Source organism: Flexivirga sp. B27, from assembly GCF_052905685.1.
On the sequence record NZ_JBPYUM010000006.1, the window covers coordinates 49,932 to 68,240 of the forward strand.

The 18,309-nt window shown below is 68.8% G+C and carries 16 protein-coding genes and 1 tRNA gene; 11 read left to right on the forward strand and 6 right to left on the reverse strand.

All coding sequences use genetic code 11. The features are described 5' to 3' along the window. The first annotated feature begins 9 nt into the window (after window positions 1–9). The 5 genes from ACSZL9_RS18330 to ACSZL9_RS18350 all read left to right on the forward strand — a co-directional run bounded on the left by ACSZL9_RS18330 (window position 10) and on the right by ACSZL9_RS18350 (window position 4,176). The gene (locus tag ACSZL9_RS18330) at window positions 10–1,545 is read left to right on the forward strand and encodes a potassium/proton antiporter (protein WP_446666972.1); all 1,536 of its coding nucleotides are present in this window, start codon (window positions 10–12) and stop codon (window positions 1,543–1,545) included. A 50-nt stretch (window positions 1,546–1,595) separates the two neighbouring features. Next, on the forward strand, window positions 1,596–1,949 hold the full coding sequence (locus ACSZL9_RS18335) for an FmdB family zinc ribbon protein (protein ID WP_446666973.1): 354 nt from the start codon (window positions 1,596–1,598) through the stop codon (window positions 1,947–1,949). Between the two features lie 114 nt (window positions 1,950–2,063). Continuing rightward, entirely contained in the window at window positions 2,064–2,927 is an 864-nt protein-coding gene (locus tag ACSZL9_RS18340) for an S-methyl-5'-thioadenosine phosphorylase (protein WP_446666974.1), read from the forward strand. Continuing rightward, window positions 2,927–3,667, forward strand: coding sequence for an SAF domain-containing protein (locus ACSZL9_RS18345; RefSeq protein ID WP_446666975.1), 741 nt, complete (start codon window positions 2,927–2,929; stop codon window positions 3,665–3,667). Before ACSZL9_RS18340 ends, ACSZL9_RS18345 begins: the two co-directional genes overlap by 1 nt. 134 nt (window positions 3,668–3,801) lie before the next feature. Next, window positions 3,802–4,176 carry an MscL family protein gene (locus ACSZL9_RS18350; RefSeq protein WP_446666976.1) on the forward strand — a complete coding sequence of 125 codons (375 nt, stop codon included), beginning with the start codon at window positions 3,802–3,804 and terminating at the stop codon, window positions 4,174–4,176. 122 nt (window positions 4,177–4,298) lie between these two features. On the opposite strand, the gene ACSZL9_RS18355 is transcribed toward ACSZL9_RS18350, so the two are convergent. Next, complete coding sequence (locus ACSZL9_RS18355) at window positions 4,299–4,610, reverse strand: hypothetical protein (protein WP_446666977.1); 312 nt, start codon at window positions 4,608–4,610, stop codon at window positions 4,299–4,301. Then, the gene (locus tag ACSZL9_RS18360; RefSeq protein WP_446666978.1) at window positions 4,603–8,550 is read right to left on the reverse strand and encodes an AAA domain-containing protein; all 3,948 of its coding nucleotides are present in this window, start codon (window positions 8,548–8,550) and stop codon (window positions 4,603–4,605) included. Before ACSZL9_RS18360 ends, ACSZL9_RS18355 begins: the two co-directional genes overlap by 8 nt. 177 nt (window positions 8,551–8,727) lie before the next feature. Between ACSZL9_RS18360 and ACSZL9_RS18365 the strand changes: the two genes are divergently transcribed. Next, the gene (locus ACSZL9_RS18365) at window positions 8,728–10,074 is read left to right on the forward strand and encodes an AI-2E family transporter (protein ID WP_446666979.1); all 1,347 of its coding nucleotides are present in this window, start codon (window positions 8,728–8,730) and stop codon (window positions 10,072–10,074) included. A 97-nt stretch (window positions 10,075–10,171) separates the two neighbouring features. Here ACSZL9_RS18365 and ACSZL9_RS18370 read toward each other — a convergent pair whose 3' ends face one another. Continuing rightward, window positions 10,172–10,801: a DUF2461 domain-containing protein gene (locus tag ACSZL9_RS18370; protein WP_446666980.1), complete on the reverse strand. Its 630-nt coding sequence runs from the start codon at window positions 10,799–10,801 to the stop codon at window positions 10,172–10,174. A gap of 101 nt (window positions 10,802–10,902) precedes the next feature. Here ACSZL9_RS18370 and ACSZL9_RS18375 point away from each other — a divergent pair, with 101 nt between their 5' ends. Both ACSZL9_RS18375 and ACSZL9_RS18380 read left to right on the forward strand, forming a co-directional pair. Then, entirely contained in the window at window positions 10,903–11,814 is a 912-nt protein-coding gene (locus tag ACSZL9_RS18375; RefSeq protein WP_446666981.1) for a siderophore-interacting protein, read from the forward strand. A gap of 60 nt (window positions 11,815–11,874) precedes the next feature. Then, window positions 11,875–12,366 (forward strand): DUF2505 domain-containing protein, encoded by a 492-nt coding sequence (locus ACSZL9_RS18380; protein WP_446666982.1) that lies wholly within the window; start codon window positions 11,875–11,877, stop codon window positions 12,364–12,366. A 36-nt stretch (window positions 12,367–12,402) separates the two neighbouring features. Here the strand turns inward: ACSZL9_RS18380 and ACSZL9_RS18385 are convergent, their stop codons facing one another. Next, complete coding sequence (locus tag ACSZL9_RS18385; protein ID WP_446666983.1) at window positions 12,403–12,879, reverse strand: YbaK/EbsC family protein; 477 nt, start codon at window positions 12,877–12,879, stop codon at window positions 12,403–12,405. Window positions 12,880–13,048: 169 nt separating this feature from the next. On the opposite strand from ACSZL9_RS18385, the gene ACSZL9_RS18390 reads away from it, so the two are divergent. From ACSZL9_RS18390 to ACSZL9_RS18400, 3 genes are all read left to right on the forward strand, one after another. Continuing rightward, complete coding sequence (locus tag ACSZL9_RS18390; RefSeq protein WP_446666984.1) at window positions 13,049–13,513, forward strand: nitroreductase/quinone reductase family protein; 465 nt, start codon at window positions 13,049–13,051, stop codon at window positions 13,511–13,513. 67 nt (window positions 13,514–13,580) lie between these two features. After that, window positions 13,581–13,653, forward strand: a tRNA-Arg gene (locus tag ACSZL9_RS18395). A gap of 59 nt (window positions 13,654–13,712) precedes the next feature. After that, on the forward strand, window positions 13,713–14,168 hold the full coding sequence (locus ACSZL9_RS18400; RefSeq protein WP_446666985.1) for an SRPBCC family protein: 456 nt from the start codon (window positions 13,713–13,715) through the stop codon (window positions 14,166–14,168). Window positions 14,169–14,185: 17 nt separating this feature from the next. Here ACSZL9_RS18400 and ACSZL9_RS18405 read toward each other — a convergent pair whose 3' ends face one another. Next, window positions 14,186–16,408, reverse strand: coding sequence for an MMPL family transporter (locus tag ACSZL9_RS18405; protein WP_446666986.1), 2,223 nt, complete (start codon window positions 16,406–16,408; stop codon window positions 14,186–14,188). A gap of 81 nt (window positions 16,409–16,489) precedes the next feature. Further along, window positions 16,490–18,247, reverse strand: a complete 1,758-nt coding sequence (locus ACSZL9_RS18410; protein WP_446666987.1) for a DUF429 domain-containing protein — start codon at window positions 18,245–18,247, stop codon at window positions 16,490–16,492. Between the last annotated feature and the right edge of the window lie 62 nt (window positions 18,248–18,309).

Sequence of the window (18,309 nt, forward strand, 5' to 3'; positions counted from 1 at the left end):
GAGACCCCTGTGGCCGCCTCCGCAGCTCAGAGCTTCACCACCCACGACCTTGCGCTGGTGTTGTTCGTCTGCGCGGTGGTCCTGCTCGTGTCGGTGCTCGCGGTGCGCTTCGCCAACCGTTCGGGTATGCCGACGCTGGTCCTCTATCTGGGCATCGGCCTGGTGCTCGGCAACGGCGGACTCGGCATCGAGTTCGAGAACCCCGAGCTCACCCAGGTCCTCGGATATACCGCGCTGGCGCTGATCCTGGCCGAAGGCGGCATCTCCACCAGATGGGCAAGCATCAAGTCCTCCATCGCACCTGCGGCGTTGCTGTCGACGGTCGGCGTCCTCGTGTCCGTCGCCACCGTGGGCGCGCTGGTCGTCCTCTTCCTCGGCAAGTCCTGGACCATCGCACTGTTGCTGGGCGCGATCGTCACCTCGACCGACGCCGCAGCGGTCTTCTCCGTCCTCAAACGCGTCGGCCTGCCCCGTCGGATCACCGGAGTGCTGGAGGCGGAGTCCGGCTTCAACGACGCCCCGGTGGTGCTGTTGGTGGTCGCGCTGGCCGACGCGGCGACGCCCGGACGCACCTCACACGAGTGGTGGTTCGTGTTGTTCCAGGCCGCGGGTGAACTCATCGGCGGCGCACTCATCGGACTCGCGGTCGGCTGGGCCTTCGCCAAGGTGAGCCACCGCAACGCACCCGGCTCCTCGGGTCTGTTCTCGATCGGGATCCTCGCGGTCTCCGTGCTGGCCTACGCCACCGCGAGCCTGGCGCACACCAGTGGATTCATCGCCGTCTACCTGGCGTCGCTGGTCCTCGGCAACAGCAACCTGCCGCACGCCCGCGCGGTGCACGGTTTCATCCAGTCGGTCGGCTGGCTGGCGCAGATCGGTTTGTTCGTGTTGCTCGGCATGCTGGCCGCACCCGGTCGCCTGGACGCCCAGATCGTGCCCGCGATCATCGTCGGGCTGGTGTTGCTGCTGGTCGCGCGACCGCTGTCGGTCTTCGCCAGCCTGGCGTGGTTCCACTACCGCTGGCAGGAGCAGCTCTTCCTGTCCTGGGCGGGCCTGCGCGGTGCGGTCCCGGTCGTGCTGGCGACCGTGCCGTTGACGGTCGGCACACCCAACACCGACTGGATCTTCGATCTGGTCTTCGTGCTGGTGCTGATCTTCACGCTCGTGCAGGCGCTGCCGATGCCGTGGATCGCCCGCAAGCTCGGCGTCGCCGAGTCCGCGCACGTGCTCGACCTGGACGTCGAGGCGACTCCCCTGGAGGAGCTGCACGCCGACGTCCTGCAGTTGCACGTCGGCGAGACCTCTCGCCTCAACGGTGTGGAGATCCAGGAGTTGCGACTGCCTCGCGGCGCCAATGTGACCATGATCGTCCGGGAGGACCAGGGCTTCGTGCCGGGACCGAGCACCGTCATCCGCCGCGAAGACCAGCTGCTGCTGGTGACCACGGCCAAGGCGCGCGAGCAGGCGATTCGCCGGGTGCGCTCGGTCTCCCGCGACGGGCGTATGGCGGGCTGGACGACCCCGCTGCGCACCGGCCAGGAGTGAGCGCGGGAGTGACGTTCGGAGCAGTTCCGGGGACGCCGTAGAATATCCGCGTGCCGACCTATGCCTATGTATGCAAGGACTGCGCGCACGCGTTCGATGTGCAGCAGTCCTTCTCCGATGACTCGCTGACCACCTGCCCCGAGTGCGGCGGGACGCTGCGCAAGCAGTTCGGTGCTGTAGGAGTCGTTTTCAAGGGATCGGGCTTCTACAAGACCGACTCGCGCGAAGCCGGCCGGAAGTCGACCTCTTCGTCTGCTTCATCCGCCGGCTCGACGGCAGCAAAGGATTCCGGCTCCGGCAAGGACGCTGCGGCGAGCTCCTCGAGTGCGACGTCCGGTGACTCCGCCAAGTCCTCAACGGGCTCGAAGTCCTCAACCGGCTCCTCCGACGGCTCCGCTGCCTGACCGAGTCCCGAGACAACACCGGCGCTCGTCCACATCCCCCGTCGGCCGGGCGACTCGTCCACCGTGCGGTCCGCGCCGCCCCCGCGGCATGAGGCCGCTGACTAACCTCGCAGCATGACTTCGACGCAGCGCGCCGAGATCGGCGTCATCGGCGGTTCCGGCTTCTACTCGTTCTTCGACTCCCCTGATGGGGACTCTCGCTCAGGATCCGACGGCCCCGAGCGGGTGCACGTGGACACACCGTTCGGACCGCCGAGCGACGACCTGCTGATCGACGAGATCGACGGCCGCCGGGTCGCGTTCCTGGCCCGGCACGGTCAGGGCCATCGCTACCCGCCCCACCTGGTCAACTACCGGGCAAACCTGTGGGCGCTGCGCTCGGTCGGTGTGCGTCAGGTCCTCGCGCCGTGCGCCGTCGGTTCGTTGCGCGCCGAGCACTCCCCCGGCACCCTGCTGATCCCCGACCAGGTCGTCGACCGCACGTCGGGACGGGCCGGCACGGTCTACGACGAAGTCGGTCCGGTGGTCCACGTGCCCTTCGCCGACCCCTATTGCCCGCAGGTCCGGTCAGCGATGCTGGAGGCGGCCGCACCGCGCTTCGAGCGCACCGTCGACGGCGGCACCATGGTCGTGATCGGCGGCCCGAGGTTCTCCTCCCGCGCCGAGTCGCAGTGGCATCAGGCCGCCGGCTGGTCAGTCGTCGGCATGACCGGCATGCCGGAGGCCGCGATCGCCCGAGAGCTGGCGATGTGCTTCGGCACCGCCTGCCTGATCACCGACAACGACGCAGGTGTCGAGGCGGGTGAAACCGTCACTCACAGTGAGGTCATGCGTGTCTTCGCGGCCAACATCGAGCAGCTCAAAGTCGCTCTGCGAGAAGCGATCTCGCGCTTGCCGGCGACCGAGCCGGACGACGTCGCCACCTGCCCCTGCCGGCGGGTGCTCGACGGCCAGGACCTCCCGATCACCTTGCCCTGATGCGACGTTCGGTGAAGCGGCCCGCCGTGACGACACCACGCCTGCAACGCCTGCTGCCCGACTCGTGGCAGGGCGACAGCCGGGAGGCACGCTGGCGACGGTCCCGCGGGCGTCGAGTGTTGACCGGCCTGCTCGCCGCCGTCGCAGTGCTGGCCGTGGCCGGTGCCGTCCGGCCCGCAGACCCGCCGACCCACGCGGTGACCGTGGCCGCGCACGATATGGCTGCCGGAGCGCGGCTGAGTCCGTCCGACCTCCGGCAGGTCCGGTGGGCCGCCGAGGATCGGGTGCCCGGCGCACTGGCCGCAGCCGCCGCGAGCGGCAAGATCCTCACCACCCCGATCGTCGCCGGCGAGCCGATCACCAGTGCACGAGTGCGTGGCGCCCGCTCCTGGCCGTCCGTGCCGAAGAAGGCGGTGGTCATCGGCGTCACCAGCTCCGACCGGGCGCTGGTCCGGGTTCTGCAACCCGGCGACCGGGTCGATCTGATCGACACCGGCAAGGCACGCACCATCGCCTCGTCGGTCCGGGTTGTGTCGGTGCAGCACCCCACCGAGCAGTCGGACACAGGCACGCCGAGCCTCCCGTCGGCGTCCGCGTCGTCATCCAACGGCCCAGGGGTGCTGGTGGCGGTGCCCCCGGCCGAGGCAGCCGCGGTCGGTGCGGCGGCCGCGACGCGGGGAGGCCTCGACGGCGGCATACAACTCGCGCTGCGGATGCCCGGTGAGTCGGCGCAAGGGTGACTTCGGCCGGCGCCATGTGCGCCGACTAACACAATCGTGATGTCTCTGCAGGTGTTTCGGACTTCGTGCGCTGCTACATCTTAGGTACAGTTCCGGCGACACAAGTCCTCTCGCAACACACAAGGGATGTACCTATGGAAGGCTTCAAGAAGTTCCTCATGCAGGGCAATCTGGTCCAGCTGGCCGTTGCCTTCATCATCGGCACCGCTTTCGCCACCGTCGTGACGGCGTTCACGACGATCGTCATGGACCTCATCGGCAAGGTCGGTGGCCAGCCCAACTTCAGCAACTACATCCCGGGCGGTGTCCACGTCGGTGCGTTCCTGACCGCGCTGGTCGGCTTCATCATCATCGCCGCCGTCGTCTACTTCGGCGTCGTGAAGCCCTACGAGGCCTTCCACGCGCGTTACATGAAGGAAGAGGAGGCCGAGGCCACCGAGGTCGACGTGCTGACCGAGATCCTCGGCGAGCTGCGCCAGGGCCGCGGTCAGGGCCAGGGTCAGCTCTGACTCGGCGGATCGACTGACTGCAGCGATTGGCTGCATCGCCGGAGGGGCGGGACCGTTATCGGTCCCGCCCCTTTCGCATGTCGTGACCTCGGCCGATCTCCCTGCCGAGACCCATCACCGAGTCACTCGTAGTGTGGCGGCCGTTGCTCGCGCCACCAGCGGTCCTGCGCCGACTCGGGCCCACCGTTGCCGTCACTGCCGGCGACCCGGCGCACCGGCTGCTGCCCGGACTCATCGGCTTGACTCGACTGATCGGTCTGACCGGACTGGTCGGCCCGACCCGCGCGGTCCGCGCCCGCATCCCGCCGCGGAGCGTCCTTGGTCCAATGGCCGGCGTCCGGATGGCCCGTCGTGGCAGGGCTGCTGGCCCGGCGATGCCGGCGCGGGCGCTGCGACCTGCCGGACGAGTCGTCTCGCACCGGACCGTCAGTCATCGGCCAGCCACGGGTTCTGGGCTCGATCGCGTGCGGTCTCCTTGCGGGTCTCGTTGTCGGCAGCGGCGGAGGCGGCATACACGGCCCCGACCAGGCGCGCGACCTCCCGTGCCGGGTCGCGGAAGAGATCGCGGGTCCAGACACGTTCGTAGCTCCAGCCGAGCCGGCGCAACTGCTCCACGCGCAGCCGCTCCCGGTCGCGGGTGGAGGGGATGGAGCCGTAGACCGCGCCGTCGGTGTCGATCGCGACCAGCAGTGACCCCGGCCGTCGCGGATCCTCCACTGCCAGGTCGAGCCGGTGCTGCGAGGTGCCCCACCCGGGGTGCACCACCAGTCCCTCGGCACGCAATCGGCGGGCGAGGTCGTGCACCAGCACGGGCACCTCCGCCTGCGGCACCGGCGGCAGCATCGGACGGTCCAGCACGCTGCCCGACGAGGCCGCGCGACGGCGCCTGCCGTCCGGTCCGCGCACCACTCCGGTGTGGGACTTCTTCCCGGTCTTGTCGTCGGGCTTCGTGCCGGGCGCGCTGAGCGACTCAGCGACGGACCGGTCGTCCGAATGGACCCGACGGGCGGCGCCGCCGGACCCGGCATACAGCAGGAAGTCCCGCAGCAGCAGACCGCCCCGCGAGCGGAGGTGGCCCGGGTGCAGCTCGTCGCCGGAGAACGAGGAGACCATCACCATCCGCCGCCGGGCGCGGGTGATCGCGACGTTCAGCCGGCGTTCGCCGCCCTCCGCGCTGATCGGCCCGAAGCGGTGCGGTGCCCGGCCGTCCGCGGATCGGCCGTAGCCGACCGACAGCACGATCGCGTCCCGCTCGTCACCCTGGACCCGCTCAAGGTTCTTGACGAAGAACGGCTCGGCGACGGACTCGTCCAGCAACCAGGACAGCGCCCGGTCGGCGCCGATGGCCGCACGCAGGGCCTTCTCGATGCGGTCGGCATGCCGCTGGCCGAGCGTGATGACACCGATGGACTCGTCCGGACGCTGCCGCGCCTGCTCCAGCACGACGTGCACGACACGATCGACCTCCGCGGCCGTGCCGGCGCCGTCGGAGTCGGACGAGTCGCCGGCCTGCCGGCCGGTCACGACGTCGAGGCGCACCACGGTGTCGTCGCCGACACCCGGGAAGGTGATCAGCCGGCCGCCATACAGCTGGGCATTGGCGAAGGCGATCAGACGTTCGTCCAATGCCCTGTAGTGCCAGGTGAGTTCGCGGTGCGGCAGCAGTGGCGCGAGGGCATCGAGGACGGACTCCGCAGTCACCGGAGTCGTGTCGTCGGCGCCCTCGTCGGGCTCGTCGACACCGCGGAAGAAGCTGGTGGGCGGCAGTTGTCGCCGGTCCCCCGACACCACGACCTGCGCGGCCCGGGAGATCGCCGAGATCGCCTCCGCCGGTGGGATCTGGGAGGCCTCGTCGAAGACGACCACGTCGAACCACACGCCCGGCGGCAGCATCGCCGCCACCAGCAGCGGGCTCATCACCCAGCACGGTGCGACCGTCGTCAGCAGCTCCGGGGCCTCCGGCAACAACTCACGCACCGGCAGCGGCCGATCCGCGTGCTGCTGTGCGCGCAGCAGCGCCTCCTGCTCCGGCAGGTCACGCATGGCGCGGCGCACCTGCTCCGCCCAGGCAGTGCGCACCTCGGCCGCGCCGGAGTGCACGTGCGCCGAGTCGGCAGCGGCATACGCCTCGACGTGCTCGCGCAGTTGTGGCCCGTCGACCTCGCCGTATGCCGCGTCGGTGTCCGAGATCCGGCCCAACACCGCACGCCACCAGACGTATTCGAACTCGGCGCCGACCCGCTCCGCGGGCACCTTGCGAGCGCCGAGATCGTCGATCAGGTCACCGAGGCCGTTGGCGCGCAACTGGTCCAGCGGGCCGATCACCGTCGGCACCAACGCGAGGCGGTCGGACTCCTCGGCCAGACGCGACAACCGGTCCTGCAGCGTGTCGTAGTCCACGTCGAGCAGTTCGTCGCCCTCGGCCGTGCCCGCCAGCCGCTTGGCGAGCCACTCGAGGTCTTCGCGCATGCGCTCGTGAGCGGCGACATGCTTGGCGACCTCGACCGGCGCCGACGGACGGGAACCCTTGCCCGCCATCTCCCGCCACTTGTCTCGTTGCGCGCTTGCCAACACCAGCACGCCGTGCAAATCGGACGGCGGCTGCCCGGGTCGCAGCAGTGTCTTGGCCTGCTTGCGCAACCGCCGCCGGTCCAGCGCGCCGAGCTTGCTCGGGTGCTCCTGGCGATAGGCGCGCGACCCCGTCGCGTCGACCAACTGGTCCAGGGGCGCGGCGAAGACCTCGGGGCGGAACGTCTCCAGGGTCCGGTGCACCTCGGTCATCAGCTCCAACTGCTGCTCGGAGCTGAGCATCGTGTCGGCCGTCGGCAGTCCGACCTTCTCCGCCAGTGCGGCCAGCCGGTCGCGATGCTGCTGCAACCCGCCGTCGGCCAGCCGGCTGACCAGCTCCTGGGTCTCAGCGGCCTGCTGCACGCCGACGACGCGGGCGCCATACCACGGATCCGGGCGGTCGTCGGTGCGCCAGGCACCCAACTCCGCCACCCGGACCAGCTCGTCCCGCAGCTCGTCCCGCCGAGCCGCCGGGATCGCCTCGAGGTCGGCCGGCTCGATGCCGGCGTGGGACCGGGGAGCCGGCTTCATCGCGTCGAACGCGGCCACACGGTTCTGTGCCTCGTCGACCGTCACGCCCCACGGGTTGCGCGGCTCGTGCATCGCCAGGCGGTGCGCAGCGAGCTCATCACGCAGCGCGGTCAGATCCGCCGCGGTCGTGCGCGACTCCGGGTCGGAGCCGGCGATGTCGTCCATCTTGGCCACCAGGCGGGCGATCAGCTCGCCACTGCTGCCCTGGCCGTCGTGTATATCGAGGGCCATCTCGCCGAGACCGACCCGCTCCAGCCGCTTCATCACCGCGTCGATGGCCGCCCGCTTCTCGGCCACGAACAGCACCCGGCGTCCGTCGGCGACGATCGCCGCGATCAGGTTGGCGATCGTCTGGCTCTTGCCGGTGCCCGGCGGCCCTTCGACGACCAGGTGAGCGCCCGCGCGCGCCGCCTCGACGACATCCTGCTGCGAGGCGTCCGCGTCCAGCACGAGGTGCTCGCTCTCCGGGTCACGGTCGATGACCGCGGGCGCGTCGGCACCGACCTCCTGCTGAGCATCGGCGTCGCCGGCGAGCGCAGCGATGACCGGGTGCGCCGAGAGAGACTCCAGCTGGTCACCGAGGTCACGGACCATCGGCAGCTTGGTGTAGCTGAACGTGCCCGCCACGTAACGACGCTCGACCTCGAAGCCGGGCACGTTCGCGCACGCCTGCTGGACCCGCTGCAGCACGACGGTGGGGTCGAGGCGCTCGGTGTCGCGCAGGTAGTCCGCGATCGCCACCGGATCCAGATCGAGCCCGTGCTGCACCTCGAGATATTTGGCCAGCACCGAGTTGAACTCGACCTGCCGGTGCAGCCGCAGCGTCAGCGACTGCGGCTCCCTGGGGGTCGCGATGATCTCCAGGCGGCGCAACAGCACCGGCGCGGCGGGACTGCGGGGAGCACCCGGGTGGTCCCAGGTCGCCATACCGATCGCCAGGTAGCAGGAGAAGATCCCGCGCTCCTGCGCGAGCGCCTGGGTGCGGGAGCGGATGACCCGGGCCCGCCGGTCCCCTTCGGCCAGCGCCGCCGGCTCGCGCAGCAGCAGCTGCAGCGGTGCCGATCCGTTGGTGAACAGCTGCGCCATACCGGCCGGATGAGCGCGGGTCAGGTCCAGAGTCGCGCTCGGCAGGTCCCGGAACCACAGCAGTGTGTTGCGGCCGCCGAGATCGACCAGATGCCGCTGCCATTCGCCGACAGCATCGCGCACCGTGGCGTCGCGGCCGGTCGCCAGCCAGGGGTTGGCTGAATCATCTTGCGGGCTGGGCGAACTCACCGCGCAAGGCTAACCGGCCGACGCTCTCCGACCGGCCAGGCACGCCCGAGGACCGCTGCCGTCGCGCCGTTGCACGCCTACGGCCTTGCGGTGACATACCGTTGCCCTCGGGCCGACCAGCGGGCGGCCTCGTCGTCGACCGTCCGGCACCACATCATCTGGGAGGAGTCGCCACCTGTGAAAAAACGCCGTCCCAGCGACCCGATCGCCGCCGTCGATGCTCAGGAGGAGCGCGACGACCGGATCGGCGGGATCGACGAGCGACCGGTCGATGCGCGGTATGCCGAGGCGCAGAACCCGAACAAGGGCATCGATCGTGCTGCGGTGATCAGCCATGCGCTGAAGTGGACCGCGAGTTGGTCGCTGCGCTTCATCATCGTGGTCGCCGCGACCTGGGTGGTGCTGAAGATCCTCGGGATGTTCTGGCCCGCGCTGCTGCCGATAGCGGCTGCCCTGCTGATCACCACGGTGCTCTGGCCGCCGGTGCGCTGGATGCGTGCCCACCACGTGCCGCCGGCGCTCGCCGCGCTGGGCGGGATGCTGCTGGCATTCGTCGTGGTCGGCGGCGTCATCGCGATCGTCGCGCCCACCGTTTCCTCGCAATGGGGTGACTTGGTCGATCAGTCGGTCGCCGGTGTCAACCAGTTGCGTGACCAGTTGCAGGACGGCCCCCTGCACATCCACCCCGACCAGATCGACCAGGCGACCGCGAGCGTCACCGACAAGCTGAAGTCCAGCGGTGACCGGATCGCAACGGAGGTGTGGGGCGGCATCACCCTGGCCGGTCAGGTCCTGATCGACAGCCTCGTCGCTCTGATCCTGACGTTCTTCTTCCTCAAGGACGGCCCGCGCTTCCTGCCCTGGCTGAGGGTGTCGGTGGGCCACGGCGCCGGAGCGCACCTGACCGAGGCGCTGACCCGGACCTGGGACACGTTGTCGGGTTTCATCCGCACCCAGGCGATCGTCAGCGCCGTCGACTCGATCTGCATCGGGATCGGGCTGGTGATCCTCGACGTGCCGCTCGCCCTGGCGCTGGTGGTGCTGACGTTCTTCGGCGGATTCATCCCGATCGTGGGTGCCTTCGCCGCCGGCACGGTGGCCGTGTTGGTCGCCCTGGTCGCGGGCGGCATCAGCAAGGCGATCATCGTGCTGATCATCATCATCGCGGTGCAGCAGATCGAGGGTCATGTCCTGCAGCCGCTGCTGCAGAGCCGGTCGATGTCCCTGCACCCGGCGATCGTGCTGCTGTCGGTGGCGTTCGGCGGCAGCGAGTTCGGCATACCCGGCGCGTTCTTCGCGGTCCCCGTTGCGGCGTCCATCGCGGTGCTGTGGCGTTATCTGTCCGAGCAGATCGACCTGCGCACCGGTGACGCCACACCGGCGGAGCTGACTCACGCCACCGCCGAGGGTGCGTATGCCGCGGAGCGGGGCGAACGCCACGGGCACCTGCTGGCGCGGTTGCGGCATACCGGGGAGTCCGACGACGCTCGCGGCACCCGCGACGCCCGCGAGGCCCACGAATAACTCGCGACAGTCGCGACATACTCGCCCCGAACCGCAGTTCCCGACGAATAACTCGCGACAGTCGTGAGTTGTTCGGCCTGCCGCCCCGACGGGCCGGTCAGTCCGGCAAGCGCTGGACGATCCAGTCGATGAGCGGCCGGGCGCGCTCCCAGTCCGACCGGACCCGGTCCAGCAACTGTGGGGTGCGCACGAACTCCGCGAAGTTGTAGGGCTGCGTCACCACCAGCGATCGCTTGCGCAGCAACCCGATCCGCGGATGATCCTTGCTGTAGCCGCGCGGCACGGTCTTCAGCTCGTCGCCGCCGAGCTCCCACCCTCGGGCGACCAGCTGGTCGATCTCCTTCTGCAGCTGCGCACCCGCGGGCGAGTCGATGCCCGTCCGGATCGCCTTCAATGCCGCCGAATCCGCGTGATAGCAACCGGCCGCGGCACGCACACCGGCCGCCGACACTTCCAGATACCACCCGGTGGCGGTCCCGACCGCGATGAACAGGCCCTGGTGGGTCTTGTATGGCGACTTGTCCGCCGCGAAGCGCAGGTCGCGGTTGGGCCGGAAGAGCTTCGCCGGCCCGAAGTCGTCCTCGAGGGCTTCCGCGAGTGCCTCCATCGGGGCGCGCACGGCCTCGTCATACGTCTGCTTGTGTGCGGTCCAGAAGGTCTTGGAGTTGTCGATCTCGAGGTCGTCGTAGAAATCGAATGCCGCTTCTGGGATGCCGGTGAATGCCACCTGCCGATCGTAGGCGGGGCCGCAATCGGGCCGGCCCCTGTTCGCCAAGCACATCTAAGTTAGGTTAGGCTCACCATTGTGCCGAACGAAGGAGAGTCAGCGTGAGTGTGACCGTCGAGGCGCCGCCGTTTCGGATGTTCCCGGTCCGGCTGAGCCGCCGCGAACGCAGGTCACCGTCCTTGGTGCGCTTGACCTTCAGCGACCCGAGCCTCGCCGGATTCGCCGACCGCGGCTACGACCAGCGCATCAAGCTGGTGCTGCCCAAGCCGGGCGGGCTGCCGCTGAGCGCCTTCCCCACCGGCGACGACTGGTGGACGGTATGGCGCGACCAGCCTGTCGACGAGCGGGCCTTCATCCGCACCTACACGATCGTCGCGGTCCGGCCCGACGCCGGCGAGATCGACGTCGACTTCGTCGATCACGGAGTGACCGGCCCGGGTTCGCGCTTCGCCGTAGAGGCGGTTCCCGGCGACGAGGCGATCATCTTCGGACCCAATGCCGACTTCCACGGCGACGCGGGTGGCTTGGAGTTCCGCCGCGAATACGCCGGCGCCGCAACACAACTCATGGTCGGTGACATGAGCGCACTGCCTGCGATCAACGGCATTGCCACGCGCCTCCCGCTCGACGCGACCGGGTTCATCTGCATCGAGGTGCCCCATGCGCAGGACGCCGGCGGCATCGACGCGCCGCCCGGCGTCCACGTTTCGTGGTGCGTCACCGACGAGGGGCACGATCAGGTGGCGACCGTGCGTGACTGGCTCGAGTCGATCGGCCCGCTCGCCTCCGACGACGCCACGACGAGTGTGCTCGCCGACGGCGCGGTCAACGCCTACTGGGAGGTCACCGACCCGGAGGCTGCACCGGCCGAAGCGCCGGCATTGTCGGCCTGGATCGCCGGCGAGTCCGCGCAGGTGCGGTCGCTGCGACGCCTGCTGGTCAACGACTTCGACGTGCCACGCAGCGCAGTCAACTTCATGGGCTACTGGCGCACCGGGGTCGCGGGTTCCTGACTCTCCCACCGCGCGCCACGGCCGGTTCACAAGTGCCTTACCAGCCAGTAGGTTCGGCGCATGAAGATCTCGAAGAAGTGGACCCTGCCGGCAACACCGGACGATGTGTATGCGCTCTCGGTCGACCCGGCTTATCAGGAGGAGATCTGTGAGGAGGCCGGCGCGCTGAGCCACCAGAGCACGGTGACCGAGACGGACTCGGGTCACGAGGTGCGGGTGCAGCGCGTGATGCCGTCCGGTGACGTCCCTGATCTGGTCAAGAAAGTCGTCGGCGACAAGGTCGACGTCACCCAGGTTATCGCCTGGGGAGCGCGACAGGCTGATGGCAGCCGCGAGGGCACGCTCGAGGTCTCGTTCAAGGGACAGCCGATGAGCATGACCGGCACGGCGAGCCTCGCCCCGGACGGCGACGGCACTTCCGTCGCGGTGGAGGGGGACCTCAAGGCCAAGATTCCGCTCGTCGGCGGCAAGATCGAGAAGCTGTCTGCACCGGAGTTCATCAAGGCGATCGGTGCCGAGGAGACCGTCGGGATGCGCCGAACTTCCAACTGACACAACTGATTTCGAGGTGCGGGTCGCTGGCGTTCTTCAGCCGGCGACCCGCATCGGTATGCCGCCCGTGACACGCACCAACTCCTCGAAGCTGATCGGGAAGACACTGCTCGGAGTTCCCGCAGCCGCCCAGAGGACGTCATACGCGCGGAGACTCTCGTCGACGACGGTGCGCAACGGCGCCGGATGACCGACTGGCGACACTCCCCCGATCGGTTGGCCGGTGACTTCCTTGACCAGCTTCGCGCGCGCCATCGCGACCGGCACTCCGAGCTCCTGCGACAGCAGCTCGGTGTCGACGCGGTGGGCACCGCTTGTCATCACCAGCACAGGTTCGTCGCCGGCCAGGAAGACCAGGCTGCTCGCGATCGCGCCGACCTCACAGTCGAGTGCGGCAGCCGCCTGCGCGGCAGTGTGGCTCGACTCCGGCAGAGTACGAGCCTTGGCCACGTAGCCCGCGTCGGCGAGTGCCTGCTCGACCGCGGCAGTGCGCGCGGAGGTTTGGTCTGACACGGGTTTCCTTCCGGTGGAACGCGATTCGCCATACAGCGTATGACGCGGGCGCCGCGCGCCGGCCGCCCACGGCATTCTCGCCGGCACGAATCCCTATCGTTCGGCCCACAAACGACCTACTCTCGGTTGGGGAACGAAACGGATTCGTTTCATTCGATAGGGGATCCCGATGTCCGAGCAACCACGCGCCCAGACCCTACGTTTCCAGGGCGCGGTCAACCGCGTCATGCGGGCCATGCTGCGGACGCCGGTCCTGGGCAAGCTACCCGGCCGCCGACTGGTGCTGCTGGAGATCGTCGGGCGGCGCTCCGGCCGAGAGTTCGAGGTGCCGGTCGCGTACACGCGCCAGGGCAACGACCTGCTGATCGGCACGCCGTTCGGCTGGGGCCGCAACCTGCGCACCGGCGACGTGATCGACATCGTGCTGATGGGCAGTCACCGTCGAGCCGACGTCGTCACCTACGCCGACCACAACGGCGTCATCGACGCGTATGACGCCATGTGCCGCGACAACAGGGCGTTCGCGAATTTCAACAAGGTCAGCATCGACAAGCAGGGTCGCCCGGACCCGGACGATCTGGAGGCGGCGTTCCGCGCCGGCGCCCGCGCGTTCCGACTGACGCCGCGCCCGTAGCCGACCGCCCGCCGACGTGACCGCACCAGCGGTCCGCCTACACTTGGCGACGCCGGGTGACCGGCTTGCCCCCGTAGCTCAGGGGATAGAGCACCGCTCTCCTAAAGCGGGTGTCGCATGTTCGAATCATGCCGGGGGCACACCAGGACCACCCTTGTTGCGCGAGCGGCGACCGACCGGTTACTGCCAGGATGACCTCATGACAGCAACCGAAGAGTCCAAGGTCGTCAGCGCGTCCCGGGAGATCGCGGCACCGGCCGCGACGATCTTCGAGCTGATCGCCGATCCCAGCCGGCAGCCGGCATGGGACGGCAACGACAACCTCGGCGAGGCCGCTGCCGATCAGCGAGTTCGTGGGGTCGGCGACGTCTTCCGGATGACCAATGCCAACGGCAACATCCGGGACAACCATGTCGTGGAGTTCGAGGAGTGTCGCCGCATCGCGTGGCGGCCGTCCGAGGTGGACTCACCGCCACCGGGCCACCTGTGGCGCTGGGAGCTGGAGCCGGTCGACGACTCGCGCACCACGGTCACGCACACCTACGACTGGACCCAGTTGCACGACGCGAAGCGCGAGGTGCGAGCCCGAGCAACAACGCCGGACAACCTGGCCGCATCGCTCGAAAGGCTAGCTGCCACAGTCGAATCCGACTGAGTCCGAACCCACACGAGTCAGAGCGGCATCTTTCCCTCGTCGGTGACGGACGGGGGCGCGGGATCCGCATCGATCACCTCGAGAGCAGCGGGCGTGCCGCCGGTCCCTTCGATGTCGATGTGCGGCGTGATGCGATCCAGCCAACGCGGCATCCACCAGGCTCGTTCGTCCAGCAACGACATCACCGCCGGCACGAAGATCATCCGGATGACACTTGCATCGATGAGCACGGCGACCGCCATACCGATCGCGAGCATCTTGACCGTCGGGTCGTCGTCGAGCACGAAGCTGGTGAAGACAACGACCATGATCGCGGCAGCAGTGGTGATGACACGTGCGGTGCCACCGATGCCGATCGCGACACTGCGGTGCGAGTCACCCGTCCTCACCCACGCCTCGTGCACGCGCGAGATCAGGAACACCTCGTAGTCCATCGACAGCCCGAAGACGATCGCGAACATCAGCATCGGCACGAATGCGGGGATCGGCAGGCTCTCGTGGATCCCGATCAGCTCCGAACCCCACTGCCACTGGAAGACCGCGACCATCACGCCGTATGCCGCTCCGACCGAGATCAGGTTGAGCACACCGGCCTTGGTGGCGATCACCACCGACCGGAATGCCACGGTGAGCAGGACGAACGACAACGCCACCACCGCGAGGATCAGCCACGGCATGCGTTGCGCGGTCCGCTCGGTGAAGTCGACATATCCGGCGGTGGTCCCGGCGACATACGTCGTGGCGTCCACCGAGGGAAGGACGTCGTCGCGCAGGTGATCGACCAGGTCGGTCGTCGCCGCGTCCTGCGGCGAGGTCTTCGGCACGACGGTTATCGATGCCGTCGTGCCACTGCTGTTCAAGTCGGGCGCACTCGCCGAAGCGACACCCGGCGTCTTGCTCAGCGTCGACTGCAGGTTGCTGAGCAGCGTCTTGTTGCTGTCCGAGGACGAGCCCTTCGGCAACGAAACCACCACTGCCAGAGGACCATTCGCACCGGGGCCGAAGCCCTTGGACACCAGGTCGTATGCGCGCCGGCTCGTCTGATCCGTCGGGTTGGTGCCGGCATCGAGCTGCCCGAGACGCAGCGAGAACACCGGCACGATCAGCACGCAGAGCACCAGGAACGACCCGACCGCCCACGGCCACGGCCGGTTGCTGACCATCTTTCCCCAGCGCGCGAAAGCGCTGTGTTCGTGGGCTGCTTCGTCCATCGGGTGCGTTGCGCGATACCGCTTGAACGCGCGCACGTTCTGCCCGGCAACGCCCATGAACGCCGGGGTGAGGGTGAGTGCGGCAAGTATGGCGACGGCGACGACGATCGCCGAAGCGGCTCCCATGGCGCCGACGAAGGGCACGCCCGACACGTAGAGACCGAGGATGGCCACGACCACGGTGCCGCCCGCGACGACCACCGCCCCGCCGGAGGTGGATGTCGCGTCGGCGGCCGAGTCGATGGGGTCCATGCCCTGGTCGACGTGCTCACGGTGGCGCGCCACCAGGAACAGCCCGTAGTCGATGGCCACGCCGAGGCCGAGCAACGTCGCCACGGTGGGCGCCGTCGTCGGGAAATTCGTTGCCGCAGCTAGCAATCCGACGAGCGACAGGCCGGTCAGCACGCTGAAGAGAGCCGACACGAGCGGGATCACAGCAGCCCAGATCGACATGAACATGAAGAGCAGCAGCAACAACGCGCAGCTCAGCCCGATGATCTCGGACGACTTGTCATCCGTCTGCTGGCCGATCTGCCCCGCTCCCCCGCCGTACTCCACCTGGAGCCCGGCCGATCGCGCAGGCTCGACCGCGCTGTCCAGCTTGGCGAGATAGTCGCTGCCCAGGGATGCCGGCACCACGCTGAAGGACACACTGCCGTTCGCGATCGTCCCATCCTTGGACACCTGTGGCGGAGAGGTCGACAGCGGGCTGGTCGCGGCGACGATGTCGGGCAATGCCGCGACGTTCTTCATCGCCTCGTTGACCGCGCTCGACTGGTCATCGATCGTCCCCTTCTTCGCATGGAAGACGATCTGTCCGGCATACCCTCCGTGCGAGGGGAACTCCTTCTGCAGGACGTTCAGGCCCTGCGAGGACTGACTGCCCGGCACGGTGTAGTTGTTGTAGAAGTCACCGCCGAAGCCGGCTCGTAGCCCGGCAAGGCCGGCCACGACGATCAGCCAGGCGATGACGACTGCCCAGCCGTGTCTGGCACAAGAGCGGCCGAGATTTCCCAGGAACGCGTGCATGACCTACCTCCGCACATCCATGTCCCTGGAGCGTTCCAAGGTTAGGACCCGGCATGGCGGAGCCGAGGAATAATGCAGCCGTCAGGCGGATTGGCCGCGCAGCTTCGCCAGGCGTGATTGCAGCCGCTCAACGCGGTGCGCGTTGCCGTCGAGACCGACGTAGTCCTCCCCGAAGAGATGCAGCAACGCATCGTCCAGCCGGCGCACCGCACCCGGCGGCGTGCGATAGGCCATCCGCTCGTCGATGAGTTCGGCATCGACCGTCCGCAACGTGTCGGCCAACTGCTCCAGCGACTCGATCCCGAGCTCGTGCACCAGCCCCGCCATCCACGCGTAATGATCGGCACGCGACCACGCCGCGTCGTCATACTGACCGGCGAGGTATGCCGCCAGTTCGCGCGCGGCGATGTGATCGCCGTCGACGCCGCTGGAGACCTGACCGCCCGTCCCCGGACGCAGCTTGTCGCGGATCGTCGTGAACTCCGCGTCCGCGACCTCCAGCAGCCCCGCAGCGAGCGTGAACCGTCGATCGAAGTCGGCCCGCTGCTCGTCGGGAATGGTGCCCTTGTAACGGATGTCGTGCTCGAACTCCGCCCACGCGTGCTGCAGCACCGTGCGGATCTGCACCTGGACACGGCGGTCGCCGAGCGCCGGGATCTCGGCCCAGTCCTCGGGATGGATGCGCACCTGCAGATGCCGACTGGCATAGCCGAAACGTCCCTGGCTCGCGGTCTCCAGCCCGAGGTCGCGGTCGTCGAGGACCTCGGTCTCGGCCGCGAGCAACTGCACGACCGCGTCGACGTCACCTCGGACATAGGTGATGACGCGCACGCCGATGGTGTCCCCGATGTCTCGGATGGGGTCGGCATACAAGGGCACGCCGTCGACCTCACGAGTCGCCTTCTCCGCGAACGACGCCACCGACTTCGCCCGGCCGCTCACCGTCAGGTAGTTCAGGCCCGCGTCGTCGAGCACCCCGGCGATGAGATCAACCGCGGCCTCGGCCGCCTCCTCGATCAGCGGGAACTGCACGGCGTATTCACGCCGCGCGATGCCGACCACGTCCGCGCGACTCTGCTCACCGGGGGTGTAGCGGGACGGGCGCAGATCGGTCGGCAATGTCGGCGTCACGATGTAACCGGTGTCGAAGTCGCCGTATGTCGTCAACCGCTCGGGCGCCTGGTGCGCCAGCAGGGCGACATACGCGCACAGGACCGCATCGATGGGATCCTCGGCCTGCCGCAACTCGGACTTCCGGGTCGCGTGCTGCACGGTGTCTGCGAGCTGCTGCCAGTGCTCGCTCTGCTTCAGTCGCAGCGCGGGCTTGGCGTGTTCCAACGACTCCAGCAGCCGGATCAGGGTCAGCAGCTCACCTTGCAGCTGGGCGAGCGGCCGGCCCGGCTTGTTCTTGTATTTCAGGCTCTGCCCGAGCCGGAACAGTGCGATCGTCGCCGGATGCGGGTAAACCTCCAGCGCGCGTCGCGACGCACGCGAGGCAGGGTGCATGTCGAGGCCGAGCAGCTCGGCGATGCGGCCGCCGCGGGTGCCCTCGGCAAACACCGGGTTGCCGGTGTTTGCCGGGTGCGCGCCCGCTTCGTATGCCGCAAAGTCCCGCCCCAGCGCCTGCTCGGCAGGGCGGCTGCCCTTCGCGTTGGTGACGATCAGCGGCGCGTCGATGCCGACCACGCAATCGCCCGGCGCCACCGACCGCAGCGTCGCCACTATGTCGTCGTCGGTGCGTGCGGCGCTCGCGTGACACAACGTGCCCGAGTCGTCCAGAACCGCGATGCCAGTGGGATTCTTGACGCCCCAGGCGAGGTCGACACCGACGAAATGCATGCCTGCAGCATGCCGCATCGACGCGCGGGCCGATCGTCGGAGGCTCGATACGTGCTTGACCT

What these genes read in the sequence shown, in the direction of transcription:
- ACSZL9_RS18340 (WP_446666974.1), top strand. Translation starts at nt 2,064, where the DNA reads ATGACTTCGACGCAGCGCGCCGAGATCGGCGTCATCGGCGGTTCCGGC.
- ACSZL9_RS18400 (WP_446666985.1), top strand. Translation starts at nt 13,713, where the DNA reads ATGACAGCAACCGAAGAGTCCAAGGTCGTCAGCGCGTCCCGGGAGATC.
- ACSZL9_RS18405 (WP_446666986.1), bottom strand. Translation starts at nt 16,408, where the DNA reads ATGCACGCGTTCCTGGGAAATCTCGGCCGCTCTTGTGCCAGACACGGC.
- ACSZL9_RS18380 (WP_446666982.1), top strand. Translation starts at nt 11,875, where the DNA reads ATGAAGATCTCGAAGAAGTGGACCCTGCCGGCAACACCGGACGATGTG.
- ACSZL9_RS18390 (WP_446666984.1), top strand. Translation starts at nt 13,049, where the DNA reads ATGTCCGAGCAACCACGCGCCCAGACCCTACGTTTCCAGGGCGCGGTC.
- ACSZL9_RS18350 (WP_446666976.1), top strand. Translation starts at nt 3,802, where the DNA reads ATGGAAGGCTTCAAGAAGTTCCTCATGCAGGGCAATCTGGTCCAGCTG.
- ACSZL9_RS18410 (WP_446666987.1), bottom strand. Translation starts at nt 18,247, where the DNA reads ATGCATTTCGTCGGTGTCGACCTCGCCTGGGGCGTCAAGAATCCCACT.
- ACSZL9_RS18345 (WP_446666975.1), top strand. Translation starts at nt 2,927, where the DNA reads ATGCGACGTTCGGTGAAGCGGCCCGCCGTGACGACACCACGCCTGCAA.
- ACSZL9_RS18355 (WP_446666977.1), bottom strand. Translation starts at nt 4,610, where the DNA reads ATGACTGACGGTCCGGTGCGAGACGACTCGTCCGGCAGGTCGCAGCGC.